Origin of the sequence: Streptomyces sp. 1114.5 (assembly GCF_003635085.1) — a bacterium.
Lineage (GTDB): Bacteria > Actinomycetota > Actinomycetes > Streptomycetales > Streptomycetaceae > Kitasatospora.
Window position 1 is genome coordinate 522,966 of sequence record NZ_RBXE01000003.1, and the last position, 13,516, is coordinate 536,481.

The 13,516-nt window shown below is 74.0% G+C and carries 14 protein-coding genes; 9 read left to right on the plus strand and 5 right to left on the minus strand.

Annotation, left to right across the window (positions count from 1 at the left end; genetic code table 11):
* Window positions 1-254 precede the first annotated feature (254 nt).
* Window positions 255-560, plus strand: a complete 306-nt coding sequence (locus BX285_RS33840; RefSeq protein ID WP_121179393.1) for a cupin domain-containing protein — start codon at window positions 255-257, stop codon at window positions 558-560.
* A 62-nt stretch (window positions 561-622) separates the two neighbouring features.
* On the opposite strand, the gene BX285_RS33845 is transcribed toward BX285_RS33840, so the two are convergent.
* Entirely contained in the window at window positions 623-1,687 is a 1,065-nt protein-coding gene (locus BX285_RS33845) for a winged helix-turn-helix domain-containing protein (protein WP_121179578.1), read from the minus strand.
* Window positions 1,688-1,748: 61 nt separating this feature from the next.
* Here BX285_RS33845 and BX285_RS33850 point away from each other — a divergent pair, with 61 nt between their 5' ends.
* The 6 genes from BX285_RS33850 (at window position 1,749) to BX285_RS33875 (ending at window position 8,797) form a co-directional block, all read left to right on the plus strand.
* Window positions 1,749-2,948 carry an MFS transporter gene (locus tag BX285_RS33850; RefSeq protein WP_121179394.1) on the plus strand — a complete coding sequence of 400 codons (1,200 nt, stop codon included), beginning with the start codon at window positions 1,749-1,751 and terminating at the stop codon, window positions 2,946-2,948.
* Between the two features lie 275 nt (window positions 2,949-3,223).
* Window positions 3,224-4,390 carry an alanine--tRNA ligase-related protein gene (locus tag BX285_RS33855; protein ID WP_097241185.1) on the plus strand — a complete coding sequence of 389 codons (1,167 nt, stop codon included), beginning with the start codon at window positions 3,224-3,226 and terminating at the stop codon, window positions 4,388-4,390.
* 294 nt (window positions 4,391-4,684) lie between these two features.
* On the plus strand, window positions 4,685-5,014 hold the full coding sequence (locus BX285_RS33860) for a hypothetical protein (RefSeq protein WP_143685930.1): 330 nt from the start codon (window positions 4,685-4,687) through the stop codon (window positions 5,012-5,014).
* A 30-nt stretch (window positions 5,015-5,044) separates the two neighbouring features.
* The gene (locus BX285_RS33865) at window positions 5,045-6,880 is read left to right on the plus strand and encodes a hypothetical protein (protein ID WP_121179395.1); all 1,836 of its coding nucleotides are present in this window, start codon (window positions 5,045-5,047) and stop codon (window positions 6,878-6,880) included.
* Between the two features lie 142 nt (window positions 6,881-7,022).
* On the plus strand, window positions 7,023-7,442 hold the full coding sequence (locus BX285_RS33870) for a YciI family protein (RefSeq protein ID WP_097241079.1): 420 nt from the start codon (window positions 7,023-7,025) through the stop codon (window positions 7,440-7,442).
* Window positions 7,415-8,797, plus strand: a complete 1,383-nt coding sequence (locus tag BX285_RS33875) for an RNA polymerase sigma factor (protein WP_183107327.1) — start codon at window positions 7,415-7,417, stop codon at window positions 8,795-8,797. The genes BX285_RS33870 and BX285_RS33875 overlap by 28 nt, the downstream gene beginning before the upstream one ends.
* 12 nt (window positions 8,798-8,809) lie before the next feature.
* On the opposite strand, the gene BX285_RS33880 is transcribed toward BX285_RS33875, so the two are convergent.
* From BX285_RS33880 to BX285_RS33890, 3 genes are all read right to left on the minus strand, one after another.
* Complete coding sequence (locus BX285_RS33880; protein WP_121179397.1) at window positions 8,810-9,217, minus strand: VOC family protein; 408 nt, start codon at window positions 9,215-9,217, stop codon at window positions 8,810-8,812.
* Between the two features lie 67 nt (window positions 9,218-9,284).
* A complete protein-coding gene (locus BX285_RS33885) occupies window positions 9,285-10,067 on the minus strand; it encodes a DUF2182 domain-containing protein (protein ID WP_121179398.1) in 783 nt (260 codons plus the stop codon).
* A 9-nt stretch (window positions 10,068-10,076) separates the two neighbouring features.
* Window positions 10,077-10,682, minus strand: coding sequence for a DUF1326 domain-containing protein (locus BX285_RS33890; protein WP_097241075.1), 606 nt, complete (start codon window positions 10,680-10,682; stop codon window positions 10,077-10,079).
* 140 nt (window positions 10,683-10,822) lie between these two features.
* On the opposite strand from BX285_RS33890, the gene BX285_RS33895 reads away from it, so the two are divergent.
* On the plus strand, window positions 10,823-11,383 hold the full coding sequence (locus BX285_RS33895) for a YcxB family protein (RefSeq protein WP_121179399.1): 561 nt from the start codon (window positions 10,823-10,825) through the stop codon (window positions 11,381-11,383).
* Between the two features lie 17 nt (window positions 11,384-11,400).
* On the opposite strand, the gene BX285_RS33900 is transcribed toward BX285_RS33895, so the two are convergent.
* Window positions 11,401-12,324, minus strand: coding sequence for an NADP-dependent oxidoreductase (locus BX285_RS33900; protein WP_121179400.1), 924 nt, complete (start codon window positions 12,322-12,324; stop codon window positions 11,401-11,403).
* A gap of 135 nt (window positions 12,325-12,459) precedes the next feature.
* Here BX285_RS33900 and BX285_RS33905 point away from each other — a divergent pair, with 135 nt between their 5' ends.
* A complete protein-coding gene (locus tag BX285_RS33905; RefSeq protein ID WP_121179401.1) occupies window positions 12,460-13,515 on the plus strand; it encodes a GlxA family transcriptional regulator in 1,056 nt (351 codons plus the stop codon).
* Window position 13,516: the final 1 nt, after the last annotated feature.

Here is a 13,516-nt window from a genome sequence, read left to right on the forward strand (position 1 = left end):
GCTCCTTCGATTCGACCGATACCATACGGTCGAATTCCCCGGAAGATAAGTCTTGACTTGCTTGTCGAAGATATGGCCCTGTGGCCGAATAAACGTGGCGGGCGCGGGGTGGTCAGGGGACCTGCCGATGGCAAGCTTTGCCAAACGGTCGACCACCTCGTGCTCCCGGTCGGGTAGCTTCCGAGGCATCCAGTGATCGTGATGCGCGGGCCCGGTCGGCAGGACCGATCGGGTCCGTGGGGGAGGGGTGTGCCGTGAGTGTGGTCGATCTGGTGGCGACGGCGGCTGGTCTGCCGCAGGCGTGGAGCTCTCGTCGGCTGGGCCGGGTGGGGACGGCCTGCGTGAAGGTGCTGCGCATGGACGAACTGCCGGTGGAGGAGGAGAGCCACCGCGCCGACGAGGCACTGCTCGTGCTCGACGGCCGGCTGGAACTGGAGGTCGACGGCACGCCGGTGACGGTGCGGGCGGGCGAGCTGTACCTGGTGGCGGCGGGAACCGTGCACGCGGTCCGCCCCGGAAGCCGTGGCACGCTGGTGATCGTGGAGCTGACCGACGATTGACGGTCCGTCAGGCGGCAGGGAGCCGGCGGGTCGGCCACGCGGCCCGGGTGCGGATCCTCGGGTCAGCGCCCGTCGGGGCCGGCCGGCTGTGCGTCCACCAGGACCTGTCCGGCGGCGGTGCGGTAGTAGAGGACGGAGCGGCCCGCGCGCCGGCGCTGGGCCAGACCGGCTTCGTGCAGGATCCGCAGGTGCCGCCCGACCGCGCCCAGGGGTCGGCCGGTGAGGGCGACCAGCTGGGTGGTGCTCTTCGGCGCGGCGAGCAGGGTGAGCAGTTCGGCGCGGGCGGAGCCGAGCAGCGCGCCCAGCGGCGACGGCCCCGGGCGGCGTTCGCCGTCCGCCAGGACTCCCGCGCACGGGTAGACGACCGCGTACCGCCTGGTGCTCCGGGCGGGGCCCGGGTGCGGGCCGTCGAACGCCGGAACGTCCCAGCAGAGCCAGCTCTGGGCCGGGGTCACCGGGACGAACAGCAGCTGGGCGTCGGAGAGTTCCAGCGGCGGGCTGTCGCAGCCGGTGATCTGCAGGCGGTCCTGCCCCAGCCAGCGCATCCCGGGGCGCATCCCGTCCAGCGTGGCGGCCCAGCCGTGCCGGCCGAGCCGGGCCGTCCGGGCGACGATGTCGGCCTCGATGATCCGCCGCCGGCGCGGCCAGGAGGGCCGGACGGTCCGCGTCCACACCCACTGCAGCAGGTCCGCAGCGCGATCGGCCAGGTCGTCGCGGTGCAGCAGCGGCGGCAGCGGGCCGTCCAGGGCCTGCGCGAGGTCGGCCCGGACGACGGCGGGCGGGGTGGCCCGGACCTGTGCCAACTCCTGCGCGAACGTACGATCGCCGAACACGGGATCGTCATCGCCGACTCCCGTCGCAGCCGCCGGAGCCGGAGCCGGAGCCGGCGTGAGGAAGGTCGCGTTCCAGCGGGGCCTCAGCGCGGCCCCGACCAGCGCCGCCGTGACCGGGTCGCCGGCCAGGCGGTCGCGGTAGTCGGCGAGGTGGGCGGCGAGCCACCGGTGTTCGCCGGGGTGGGCCGCGCCGGCGCGGTGCAGCGTCTTCAGGGCGGCCAGCGCCTCGGCCAGCGGGGAGACCACGAACCGGCTCCCCGCGAGGGTGTCCGCGTCGATCCGCCACCAGCTGATTGGTTTCGCCTCCCCGCGAAACTCTAACGGTCCGCCGCCCGCTCCGGGGAGGGTCTGCCGCATGCGGACGTATCAGGAGCTGTTCCACACCCGGGAGTTCACCCCGCTGTTCCTCGCCTCGGCCGGGCAGAACGCGGCCCAGACGGTGGGCGGGCTCGCCCTCGGGATCCTCGTGTTCGAGCGGACGGACTCGGCACTGCTGTCCTCCCTCGCCATGTTCGGCCCCGCGCTGGCGCAGCTGCTCGGCGCCGTCACCGTGCTGTCCGCGGCCGACCGGCTGCCCCCGCGGGCCGCCATGACGGGCCTCGCCCTGCTGTTCGGCGCGGGCACCGCCCTGCAGGCGGTTCCCGGGCTGCCCCTGGGGGTGCTGTTCGCGGTGCTGCTGGGCCTCGGCCTCGCCGGGTCGGTCGGCGGCGGGGTGCGGTACGGGCTGCTCAACGAGGTGCTGGCAGGCGGCGGTTACCTGCTCGGGCGCTCCGTCCTCAACGTGTCGGTCGGCGTCCTCCAGATCTGCGGTTTCGCGGCCGGCGGGGCGCTGGTGGCGGCGCTCTCGGCGCGCGGCACGCTGCTGCTCGCCGCCGGCCTGCACCTGCTGGCCGCCCTGGTGGCGCGGTACGGGCTCTCCGCCCGTCCGCCCCGCGGCGCCGGACGGGCGTCGGTCGCCGAGACCTGGCGCACCAACGCCCGGCTCTGGTCCAGCGCACCGCGCCGGTACGTCTACCTCGCCCTGTGGGTGCCGAACGGCCTGATCGTCGGCGTCGAATCGCTCTACGTCCCGTACGCGCCCGGCGACGCGGGCCTGCTGTTCGCCGCCGGGGCGCTCGGCATGCTGGCCGGCGACGTCGTCGCGGGCCGCTTCCTGCCCGCCCACCGGCGGCACCGGCCGGCCGTCCCGCTGTGCGTCCTGCTCGCCGCCCCCTACCTGCTCTTCGCGTTCCGCCCGGCACTGCCGCTCGCCCTGGCACTGGTCGCGCTCGCCACCTTCGGGTACGCGTCCGGACTGCTGCTGCAGGACCGGCTGATCGCCCTCACACCCGACGGCCTGAGCGGGCAGGCGCTCGGCCTGCACAGTTGCGGGATGCTCGCCATGCAGGGGATCGGCGCGGCGGCGGCCGGCGCGGTCGCCGAACTGACCTCCCCCGCCACCGGTATGGCGGCGACCGCCGGCGCCTCCCTGGCCGCCACCCTGCTGCTGGCCCCGGGGCTGCGCGGGGCGGGTGCGGCGGTCGGCCGTACCGGGACGGACGGCGTTGACGGGTGACGGCGGGCAGAAAAACCGGGTGCACCGGCCGTACCGGGTGAGCTACCCTCGCCGGCATGAACGTCATGGGCCGAAGCACCACCGCAGCCGCGCGAGCGACCAGCTCGCCGGTTGCCGCCGCCTGACGTACTCCCCTCCCCGGCGACCGGACACGGTCTGCCGGGTGATCCCACGGCGCTCCTGCGCCCGTCCCTGACGATCCGGCGGACCAGTCGTCCGGTGCCTCCCCGCCCCACGCGAAGGAGCACCCCGTGAGCACCCCCGTGAACACCGACCTGACCACCGACCGGATCGTCCGCACGTTCATCGAGTACTTCGAGGACCGCGGCCACCACCGGATCACCGGCTCGACCCTCCTGCCGCCGCCCGGAGACCCGGTGCTGTTCACCACCTCCGGCATGCACCCGCTCACCCCGTACCTCGAAGGACGTCCGCACCCGCTCGGCAAGCGCCTCGTCAACGTACAGCGCTGCCTGCGCACCACCGACCTGGACGAGGTCGGCGACACCACCCACCTGACGGTCTTCGAGATGCTCGGCACCTGGTCGCTCGGCGACTACGAGGGCCCGCAGAGCCTCGACTGGGGCTACGGACTGCTCACCGACGGCTTCGGCATCGACCCCCGGCTGCTCCACGTCACCGTCTTCGGCGGCGACGACCGGACCGGTCCCGACACCGCCTCCCTGGAGCTGTGGCAGGACCGCGGCGTGCCGGTCGAGCTCACCGTCGAGGACAACTGGTGGTCCAACGGCCCCACCGGCCCGTGCGGCCCCGACTCCGAGATCTTCCTGTGGACCGGCGACACCCCGCCCGAGTCCACGCCCACCGGTGACGACCGCTGGGTGGAGGTGTGGAACCACGTGATGATGCGCCACCGGCGACTGGACGACGGCTCACTCGTCCCCCTGCCCCAGCGCAACGTCGACACCGGACTCGGCCTGGAACGCCTCGCCTCGCTCCTGCAGGGCCGGCGCTCGGTGTTCGAGTGCGACGTCTTCGACCCGTGGCGCCGGATCGTGCCGATCCTGTGGCACCTGGACGACCCGTCCCTGCGCGTGGTCTGCGACCACCTGCGCTCGGCCGTCGTGGTCATCGGCGACGGCGTACGCCCGTCCAACACCGGCCGCGGCTACGTCCTGCGCCGACTCGTCCGACGGGTGCTCACCGTCCTGCGCCGCGACGACCCGCGAGTCGGCCTCGGCGACCTGCCGCGCGAACTGATCGAGCACACCCTCGACCGCTTCCGCCAGGCCGGCGACCCGGACACCGTACGGCGGATCCTGCTCGACGAGGAACACCGCTTCGACCGCCTCCTCGAACGCGGCCGCCGGATCCTGACCCGCCCCCGCTTCCACGGCCCGCTGACCGAGGACGACCTCCACTACCTCCACGACACCCACGGCCTGCCCCGCGACCTCATCCTCGACCTGCGCCGCCAGTGAGGGCCCTCGACCCCGACGGCGGCCCGGTGGCCGAACGCCCTTGGAAAATCCGGGACTCGGCGGGCCCGCTGCTGGGATGCTGGTGGCCGCGGAGCTCGCTGCCGTGCCGTCCGACGTCGAGGGGGAACCCCGTGCAGTGTCCGAACTGCGGGTCGCTCATGCAGGATCAGGGTAGGCAGCTGGCCTGCGGGCAGTGCGGCGCCGTCATCGGCCGCGCGGTGCCGTCGGGTCCGCAGGCCGCTTCCGTCGTCCCTGTCGTCCCCGTCGTTCCGTCCCCGTGAGGCTGAGGTAGGCATGAACTCTCCCCGTTGCGGCAAGTGCAGGCAGCCCGTCAGCCACGGGCCGCAGGGAGGGTACGTCTGCGGGTCGTGCTGGTACGTGGTGCCGCCGCCGGCGAACGTCGCCTCGCGGGAGGTCACCACGCGGGAGGTCGGCGTGTCGGGGATGAACTGCGCGCAGTGCGGGGCGGAGATCAACTACGGGCCGGAGGGCGGCTACGTGTGCGGCAACTGCAACTTCGTCGTGGAGCCGCCCAGTGCGGCGCAGGCGCGCAAGGACGCGGCGAAGGACCGGGCCAACCGGCAGCGCCGTGCGGCGGAGGACCGGGCGATGCAACGGCGCTGACAGGGGAATCGGGCGAGGAGAGGGGGGCATATGACGGAGCGTGAGCGGGTCGCGGTGCGGGGCGGGGTCGTGGCGCTGGCGGTCTGGTGGCTGTGGATGCCGCTGGTCGCGCTGCTGGTGTGGGCGGTCAAGCACTTCGCGTTCGGCGGGTTCGGGCAGCAGGACCAGAGCTACGTGCTGCTGCTGCGGCAGGAGTTCTTCCCGCACGGCGGGATCCTGGACGCGACGCCGCTGTTCTGGGTCTGGGTCGCGGTGGGGCTGTGCGGCACGGTGGGCGTGGTCGTGTACGTCGCGCAGGAGTCCGGGGCGGGCTTCCGCGGGTGGCGGGCGCGGCTGACGCTGGCGGCGGTGCTGCTGGCGGTGGCCGGCTCGCTCGTGCGGGTGGGCACCGGGCTGTGGGACGACGACAAGGACGCGGGCCGCTTCTACGCGGCGGCGACGGTGCTCGACGTCCCGGCCGGCGGCGCGGGCACGCCGCGTTCGGTGCTGCCGGTGACCGAGCACACCCGCGCGGGCGACGGCGGCCGCTGCGACCTGGTGGGCACCGCGGACGTACCGGCCTGCGTGAAGACCGCGCCGATGCCGGACTTCGACTTCGAGGCGCGCACCGCCTCCTACGCGGCGGCGACCAAGGCGCTCACCGACAGCGCCGGCCTGACCTCCGGGGTCCACCTGATGGGCCACAGCCTGCACTACCTGCCCGACGCCTCGCAGGGCGGCGGGGTGTGGACGGCCGTCCTGGACGGCTCCGGCGAGCAGCCGATGGAGGGCGTCGCCGTCTGGGACGGCCGCTCCAACTCCGTGGCCACCTGCGCGTTCCGCGGCGACCACGCGTTCGGCCGCGCCTTCGCCGGCACGGGAGCCGTCAGCCTGCGCAACCTGCTCGCCGAGCGCTTCCCGGACCTGGTCTACAGCGACCAGGACATCTGGGGCTACTGCGACGGCCCCGACCCGCGCACCGCCCGGCCGGTGGTGGTGGTCTCGGTGGCGCGGCAGGCCGGCTGGCGCCAGCGCACCGTGCTGGAGCCGGCCGGGGTGCTGGTCCTGCGCGGCTCCCCGGACGGCCGCCCCGACACGACGTACCGGGCGAGCGTGGCGCCGGGCGACCTGCCCGGGGCGGTGTACCCCGCCTCGGTGGTGCGGGCGCAGATCCACGAGGTGCAGTGGCTCGGCGGGCGCGGCGCGAAGGACGACCGCGGCTTCGGCTACGCGCACACCTCGGCGGCGACCAACGCCGTCAACCCGGGGGAGTTCCTGCTGCGCTCGAAGGCGGACGGCCACCTCTACTACGTGACCCCGCTGGTGCCCCGGGAGAGCTCCTCGCAGCTGGTGGTGGCGTTCGCCGTCCTGCAGGCCGACCGGGCCGGCGGCGGCCTCAACGACCTGCACGTGTACGTGCGCGGCGACGACGCCCCGTCGGTGAACCTGGACGTGCTGGCCAGCCGGATGGTGTCGTACATGGCCCAGCAGACCTCGATCACCATCAGTGCCGGCCAGGGCGGCGCGCTGCAGGAGATCGTTCCGTTCGGCCGGGACATGTGGCGCGGGTTCGTGGACTTCAACGGGCAGACCCAGGACTACATCGACCTGTCCGGCGATGCCACGGTGACGCCCAACCTGGTGTCGCTGAACGGCCCCATCACCCCGCCGGGCGGCGGTCAGCCGGCCCCGGCGCCCGGTACGCCTGCGCCCGGTACACCTGCGCCGGGTGCGCCCACGCCGTCCGGTGCGCCGCCGGTCGTACCGGCGGGCGGCTGCGGCGGCGATCCGGGGCAGCTGTCCACCGGGCAGCTCGCGGCCTGTGTCGCGGAGCTGTCCCGGCAGCTGCAGGGGCGCGTCCAGGATCCGGCGCCGGCCCGGCCCTGACGGGGCCGAAAAAAAATTCCGGTCCGATGTCGCCCACCCTGTCGATCCGGGGCTGCGCCGTTCGACCTGGGACTGAGAGGGTCGAGGAACGGCCCTCCGAACCACCCGAACAACCCGAACGACCTGGACAAGGAGAACGACCATGGCGAAGTACATGCTGATCATGCGGGGCACCGACGAGTCCGTCGAGAAGATGATGGGGACGCCCTTCGAGGAGATGCTCGAAATGGTCGGCCGCTTCAACGAGGAGCTGATCCGGGCCGGCGTGCTCGTCGCCGCCGAGGGACTGGACGACCCGTCCCAGGGCGTGGTGGTCGACTTCAGCGGGGAGACCCCCGTGGTCACCGACGGCCCGTACGGTGAGACGAAGGAGCTCTTCGGCGGCTTCTACCTCATCGACGTCGCCTCCAAGGAGGAGGCGGTGGCGTGGGCCAAGCGGCTCCCGGCCGTCCCCGGCTCGAAGTGCGAGGTGCGCCGGGTGCCCAGCATCGAGGAGTTCCCGCAGGACAACGAGTGGATCGTCAAGGAGCGGGCGTGGCGCGAGCGGACCGGCCAGCTGTGACACACCCCGCGGACGGCCCGCCGGCCACCGACGGGCCGCCCGCCACCGACGGCCCGCCGGTCGCCGAGGCGGCGCGGCGGGCCGTCGAGGCCGTCTGGCGGATCGAGTCCCCGCGGATCGTCGGCGCGCTGGCCCGCTACACCGGGGACTTCGCGCTCGCCGAGGACGTCGCGCAGGAGGCGCTGGCGGAGGCGCTCGTCGCCTGGTCGCGGGACGGGGAGCCGGCCAGCCCGGTGGGCTGGCTGCTGTCCACCGCCCGGCGGCGGGCCATCGACGCCTTCCGCCGCCGGTCCGCGCTGGACGAGCGGTACGCGGCGCTCGCGGGCCCGCTCGCCGAGGGCGAGTTCAGCGCGGGCGCGGGCGGGACCGCCGCCTCCGAGCGGCCGGACGACCTGCCCTGGGACGCCGACCGGGTGGACGACGACGTGCTCGCGCTGATGTTCACCGCCTGCCACCCCGTCCTCTCGCCCGAGGCGCGGGTGGCGCTGACCCTGCGCGTGGTGGGCGGACTGTCCAGCGAGGAGATCGCCCGCGCCTTCCTGGTGCCCACGGCGACCGTCCAGGCCCGGATCACCCGGGCGAAGAAGACGATCGCCGCCGCCCGCGTGCCCTTCGAGCTGCCGCCGCAGCAGGAGCGGCGCGGGCGGCTCGGCGCCGTGCTGAGCGTCCTGTACGTGATCTTCACCGAGGGCTCGACGGCGACGGCCGGCGACGACCTGCTGCGCCCCGACCTCGCCTACGAGGCCGTACGGCTGGCCCGGACGCTGGCCGCCCTGCTGCCCGCCGAGCCGGAGGTGCACGGCCAGCTCGCGCTGTTCGAGCTCACCGCCGCACGCTTCCCGGCCCGCACCGGGCCCGACGGCGAGACGGTCCTCCTGGAGGACCAGGACCGCCGCCGGTGGGACCGCTCCGCGATCCGCCGCGGCCTCGCCGCCCTCGGCCGGGCCTCCACCCTCGGGCGGGGCCTCGGCCGGGGTCTGGGACCGTACGGTCTTCAGGCCGCGATAGCCGCCTGCCACGCGACGGCGCCCTCGGTGGAGGAGACGGACTGGGAGCGCATCGTGCTCCTCTACGAGGCGCTGGGCCGGGTGGCGCCGTCACCCGTGGTCGACCTCAACCGGGCGGTGGCCGTCGCGATGGCCGGCGGGCCGCAGGAGGCGCTGGACATGGTGGACGACCTGGTGGTCTCCGGCCGCCTGTCGGGTTCGCACCTGCTCCCGACCGTGCGCGGCGAACTGCTCACCCGCCTGGGCCGCACCGCCGAGGCCAAGGCGGAACTGGAGCTCGCCGCCCGCCTGTGCCGCAACACCGGCGAACGGTCGGTGTTGCTGCGCAAGGCAGCCGCCCTGGGCTGACGGCGGCCCGGGTCAGGCGTTCGCGGCGGCGCGGTCGGACTCGGCGTCGGCGGTGCGGTCGGAGTCGCTGCGCAGGACGCAGAACTCGTTGCCCTCGGGGTCGGCGAGCACCGCCCAGCCCGAGCCGTCGGGGTTGCGGTGGTCGCCGACCCAGGTGGCGCCGAGGGCCAGCAGCCGCTCCACCTCCTGGTCGCGCGAGGTCTCGGGGCGCAGGCACAGGTGGACCCGGTTCTTGACGGTCTTGGGCTCGGGCACCTGGTTGAAGTACAGCACCAGGCCCTCCGTCAGCTGGACCGCCGTCTCCCGCGAGCCCGGCCCGTCCTCCGGATCCAGCGGCCGGCCCGTCACTTTGCTCCAGAACAGGGCCAGTTCATAGGCGTCCGCACAGTCGACCGCGACGTTCTGCACTACCGAGACCATGCGCGCGAGTCTTCCCGATCGCTGCGCCGAACGCCACCGAGTCGTGTTCCCGGGGTGCGGGTGCAGCTCACATCGGCATGGCCGGCGGCATGGACAGCCCTGGCAGCAGGCCCGGGTTCCAGGGCACGAAGCAGGCGTAGCCGATCAGGGCGACGCCCAGGACGAGGCTGAACGCCTTGCCGTGGCGCCAGGTCTTCTCCAGGAACACGGCCACGGCCAGACCGGCCATCCAGGCGAGGTTCATCACGCCGACCACGATCAGGACGACCATCAGGCCCCAGCAGCAGCCGACGCAGTAACCGCCGTGGTAGAGGCCGACGCGCAGGTCACGCAGCCGTCCGGTGTAGCCGCCGAAGTGCAGGAGGAAGCCGACGGGGGAGCGGCAGTGGCTCAGACAGCGGTCCTTGAGCGGGGTCAGCTGGTACAGGCCGGCCCCCGCCAGCAGGAGGGCGCCGATCCAGGGCGCGGCGCCGGGCGCCCTGGCGGCGAGTTCGCCGCCCGCCCAGGCCGCGCCGTACGCGCCCAGCCCGAAGGCCTCCCAGGCGAAGAGGTAGCCGACGACCAGACCGGTGCTGCGCCCTGCCCGGGTCCAACCCGTCGCGTGGGCGCGCAGGGTCCGCAGGTACAGCGAGACGACGGGCGTGACGGAGGGGAGCATCATCGCGGCCATCATCAGCCCCCACAGGACCAGGAAGCCCCACAGGTCGCGCCCCATCGTGCCCGGCCCGGGCGCCATGCCGGAGGAGCTGCGGACCGTCAGCACCCAGGCCAGCACTGCCGCAGCCAGGAGTGCTGCGGAGCTCGCCGGCAGGACGGCCCGTCGGGTCCGTCGGGCAAGCGGTGGCGACATCGGCGACATTCAGGCCGCCCAGGAGAACGGCGCCGAGAAGGCGTTCTTCCCTTCGTTTCCGAACTCAAGGCCGAAGGCGTTGACCCGCGACCTCGTCGCGACTCCGGCCGCGAGGGTGTCCGCAGGGAATCCGACCCCGCTGACCCTGACGCCCTTTCCGGTCGCGTCGAGCGGGGAGACGAAGTCCTCGACTTCGATGTCGATCGCGTCACCGATCGTCACGCGGTGGTTGCGGCCGTCGTCGGCGTAGTCGATCCGGGCGGTCTCCAGTCCGAGCATCTCGCCGACCAGCGGTCCGAGGGCCTCCATGGGGCCGCCGCGCTGACCGGAGAAGACGGCCCCCAGGGCTTCGGCCTGCTCCGGCGAGGCGGCCTCGTCCATGATCACGCCCATCCGCCAGTTGCCTTCGCTCATGAGCGGCGGGGCATCGCCCACGACTGCGACCGTCAGTCCGCTGACGTCGACGTCGTCGACCCGGCCGGAGTCGACGTGGAAGGCCAGGACGACCCGGCAACGGTCGTAATCCGCCGGTGCCGTGAGGCCGGAGGTGGAGCAGGGGCACACCATGTCGCAATTGCAGTTCTCGAAATACGTCCCCTCGATACGCCATGCCATCGGAAGCTCCCTTCCTGAGGCCGAGGAACACGTTCGGTCATTCCATTCTCCGTCCGTGACGATCACCCGGCAATGCACGGGCGGGGCCCTGCTAGGATCCGCGGGCCGAGAAGCGGATCACGGGGGACACGGGGTTGACGATGGACGAGCAGGGCGGGCCGGACGAGCAGGGCGGGCCGGACGAGCGCGTGGAACTCGCGTACACGCTCACGGTCGAGGACTTCCGCGAGGCGCTGGCCGCGCGCACCCGCGCCACCCCGGCGGGGCGGCGCGGGCGGGTGCTGCTGTACGTCGTCCTGGCCTGCTGCCTGGCCAGCGCTGCCTTCGGCCTCGCGGGCGACGGGAGCGTGGACACGCCGCTGGTCGTCATGGGTATCGCCTGCGTCCTCGCGATGTTCGGCCTGCCCCGGCTGCAGGCGCGCCAGTTCCAGCGGCTGAGCGCCGAGAAGGGCGAGTTCGGCGCCGTGGTCGACCGCGCCGGGGTCACCGTCACCAACCGGCACGCCACCAGCACCCTCAGCTGGCAGGCGGCGCCCCGGTACGTGGAGACCCCGCAGCTGTTCGTGCTGCTCAGCGGTGACAAGAACGCGTCCTGCCTGACCATCCTGCCCAAGCGCGGCACCGCCGAGCCGGACCGCCTCGGGGCCCTGCTCGCCCGGCAACTGCCCGCCTCCGCACAGCAACTGGCCGCCTCCGCATAGTTGCGGCCAGTGGACCGTCAGTTGACGGTCAGGACGATCTTGCCGGTGGTACGACCCTGCTCGCCGAGCTCGTGCGCCTGCGCGGCCCGCGACAGCGGCAGGACCATCTCCACCACGGGCCGCAGCGCGCCCCGCTCGACCAGGGCGGTGATCTCGCGCAGGCCCTGGTGGTCCGGTTCGACCAGCACCCACAGGGCGCGCACCCCGTCCGGGGCGGCGGGCACGTCGTCCGGCCCGGGCAGGGTGATCAGCCGGCCGCCGGGCCGCAGCACCTTCAGCGAGCGCTCCGCCGTCTCGCCGCCGAGCCCGTCCAGCACGACGTCGACATCGGACACGGCGTCCTCGAAGCGCACGGCCCGGTAGTCGACCACCTCGTCCGCGCCCAGCTCCCGCAGCAGCCCGTGCTTGCCGGCGCTCGCGGTGCCGATCACGTAGGCGCCGCGGGCCTTGGCGATCTGCACCGCGAGGTGGCCGACCCCGCCGGCGGCCGCGTGCACGAGTACCCGCTCGCCGGGGCGCACGTCCGCCGTGTCCACCAGCGCCTGCCAGGCGGTCAGCGCGGCCAGCGGCAGCGCCGCGGCCTGCACGTGGGTCAGGCCGGCCGGCTTGGGAGCGAGGTGGCGGGTCGGCGCCACCACGTACTCGGCGTACGCGCCGGCCTGGCGCGGGAACAGCGGCATCCCGAAGACCTCGTCGCCGGGGCGGAACAGGCCCACGCCCGGTCCGACGGCCTCGACCGTGCCGGACACGTCCCAGCCGACCGCCGGGACCTCGCCCCACTCGATCAGGGCGCCGCCGGCCCGGGTCTTCCAGTCCACCGGGTTCACGCCGGCCGCGTGCACCCGCACCAGGACCTCGTTCATCCCCGGCTCGGGGCGCTCGACCTCGCGCTCGACCAGGTTCTCGGGTCCGCCCCACCGCTCCACGACCACTGCTCGCATGCCGTCCTGCCTCGTCCTTCGTTGCGTTCCGTAGCTCTCCGTGCGTCGCCGGATCCCCGGCGGCGCAGTCCACGATCCGGCATCGCGGGCCTCGGCGGCGTTGGCCGTCCGGCCACTATGTGACAGGATCTGGCCATGGTCAGCAGGACAGGCGTGTGTACGGATGCGGCGCGGACGACAGGGCGGTCACGGCGTCACCGGATCGCCGTGCTCGCCCTGCCCGGCGTCCCGCCCTTCGAGCTCGGGATCCCCTCCCGGGTCTTCGGCAGCGCGCAGGACGCCGACGGCCGCCCGCTCTACGACGTCGTGGTCTGCACCGCCGACGGCGCCCCGGTCCTCAGCGACGCCGGCTTCACCGTGCAGCCGGCCGCCGGGCCGGAGGCGCTGGCCGGGGCGGACACCGTGATCGTCCCGCCCACCCACGCCATGCCCGAGCTGGGCCACGGCGGCCCGCTGCCGCCCGAGGTCGGCGCGGCCATCGCCGGCATCCGGCCCGGCACCCGGCTGGTGTCCATCTGCTCCGGCTCCTACGTGCTCGCCGCGGCCGGGCTGCTCGACGGCCGGCCCGCCACCACGCACTGGAACCTGGCCCCGGAGTTCCGCCGGGCGTACCCGAAGGTCAGGGTCGACGAGGAGGTCCTGTTCGTCGACGACGGCGACGTGCTGACCTCCGCCGGTGTGGCCGCCGGCGTCGACCTGTGCCTGCACGTGATCCGGCGCGACCACGGAGCCGCGGTCGCCAACCGGGCCGCCCGGATGTGCGTGGTGCCGCCCTGGCGGGACGGCGGGCAGGCCCAGTACATCGACCGCCCGGTCCCCGAGCCCACCGTCGCCACCACCACGGCCACCCGCGCCTGGGCGCTGGAACACCTCGGCGAACCGCTGTCCCTCGCCCGGCTCGCCGAGCACGCCCGGATGAGCCTGCGCTCCTTCACCCGGCGCTTCCGCGACGAGGTCGGCATGACGCCGGTGCAGTGGCTCACCGCCCAACGCCTGGAAATGGCCAAGCAGTTGCTGGAGACCACCGACCTGTCGATCGACCTGGTCGCCCACCGGGCCGGCTTCGGCTCCGGGAACTCGCTGCGCGCGCACATGCGGACGGCCTTCGGGGTCTCCCCGGCCGCCTACCGGCGCACCTTCAGCCCGCACGAGCCGGGCACGCCGGCCGCACCGGCCGCCGCCGTCGGCTGAC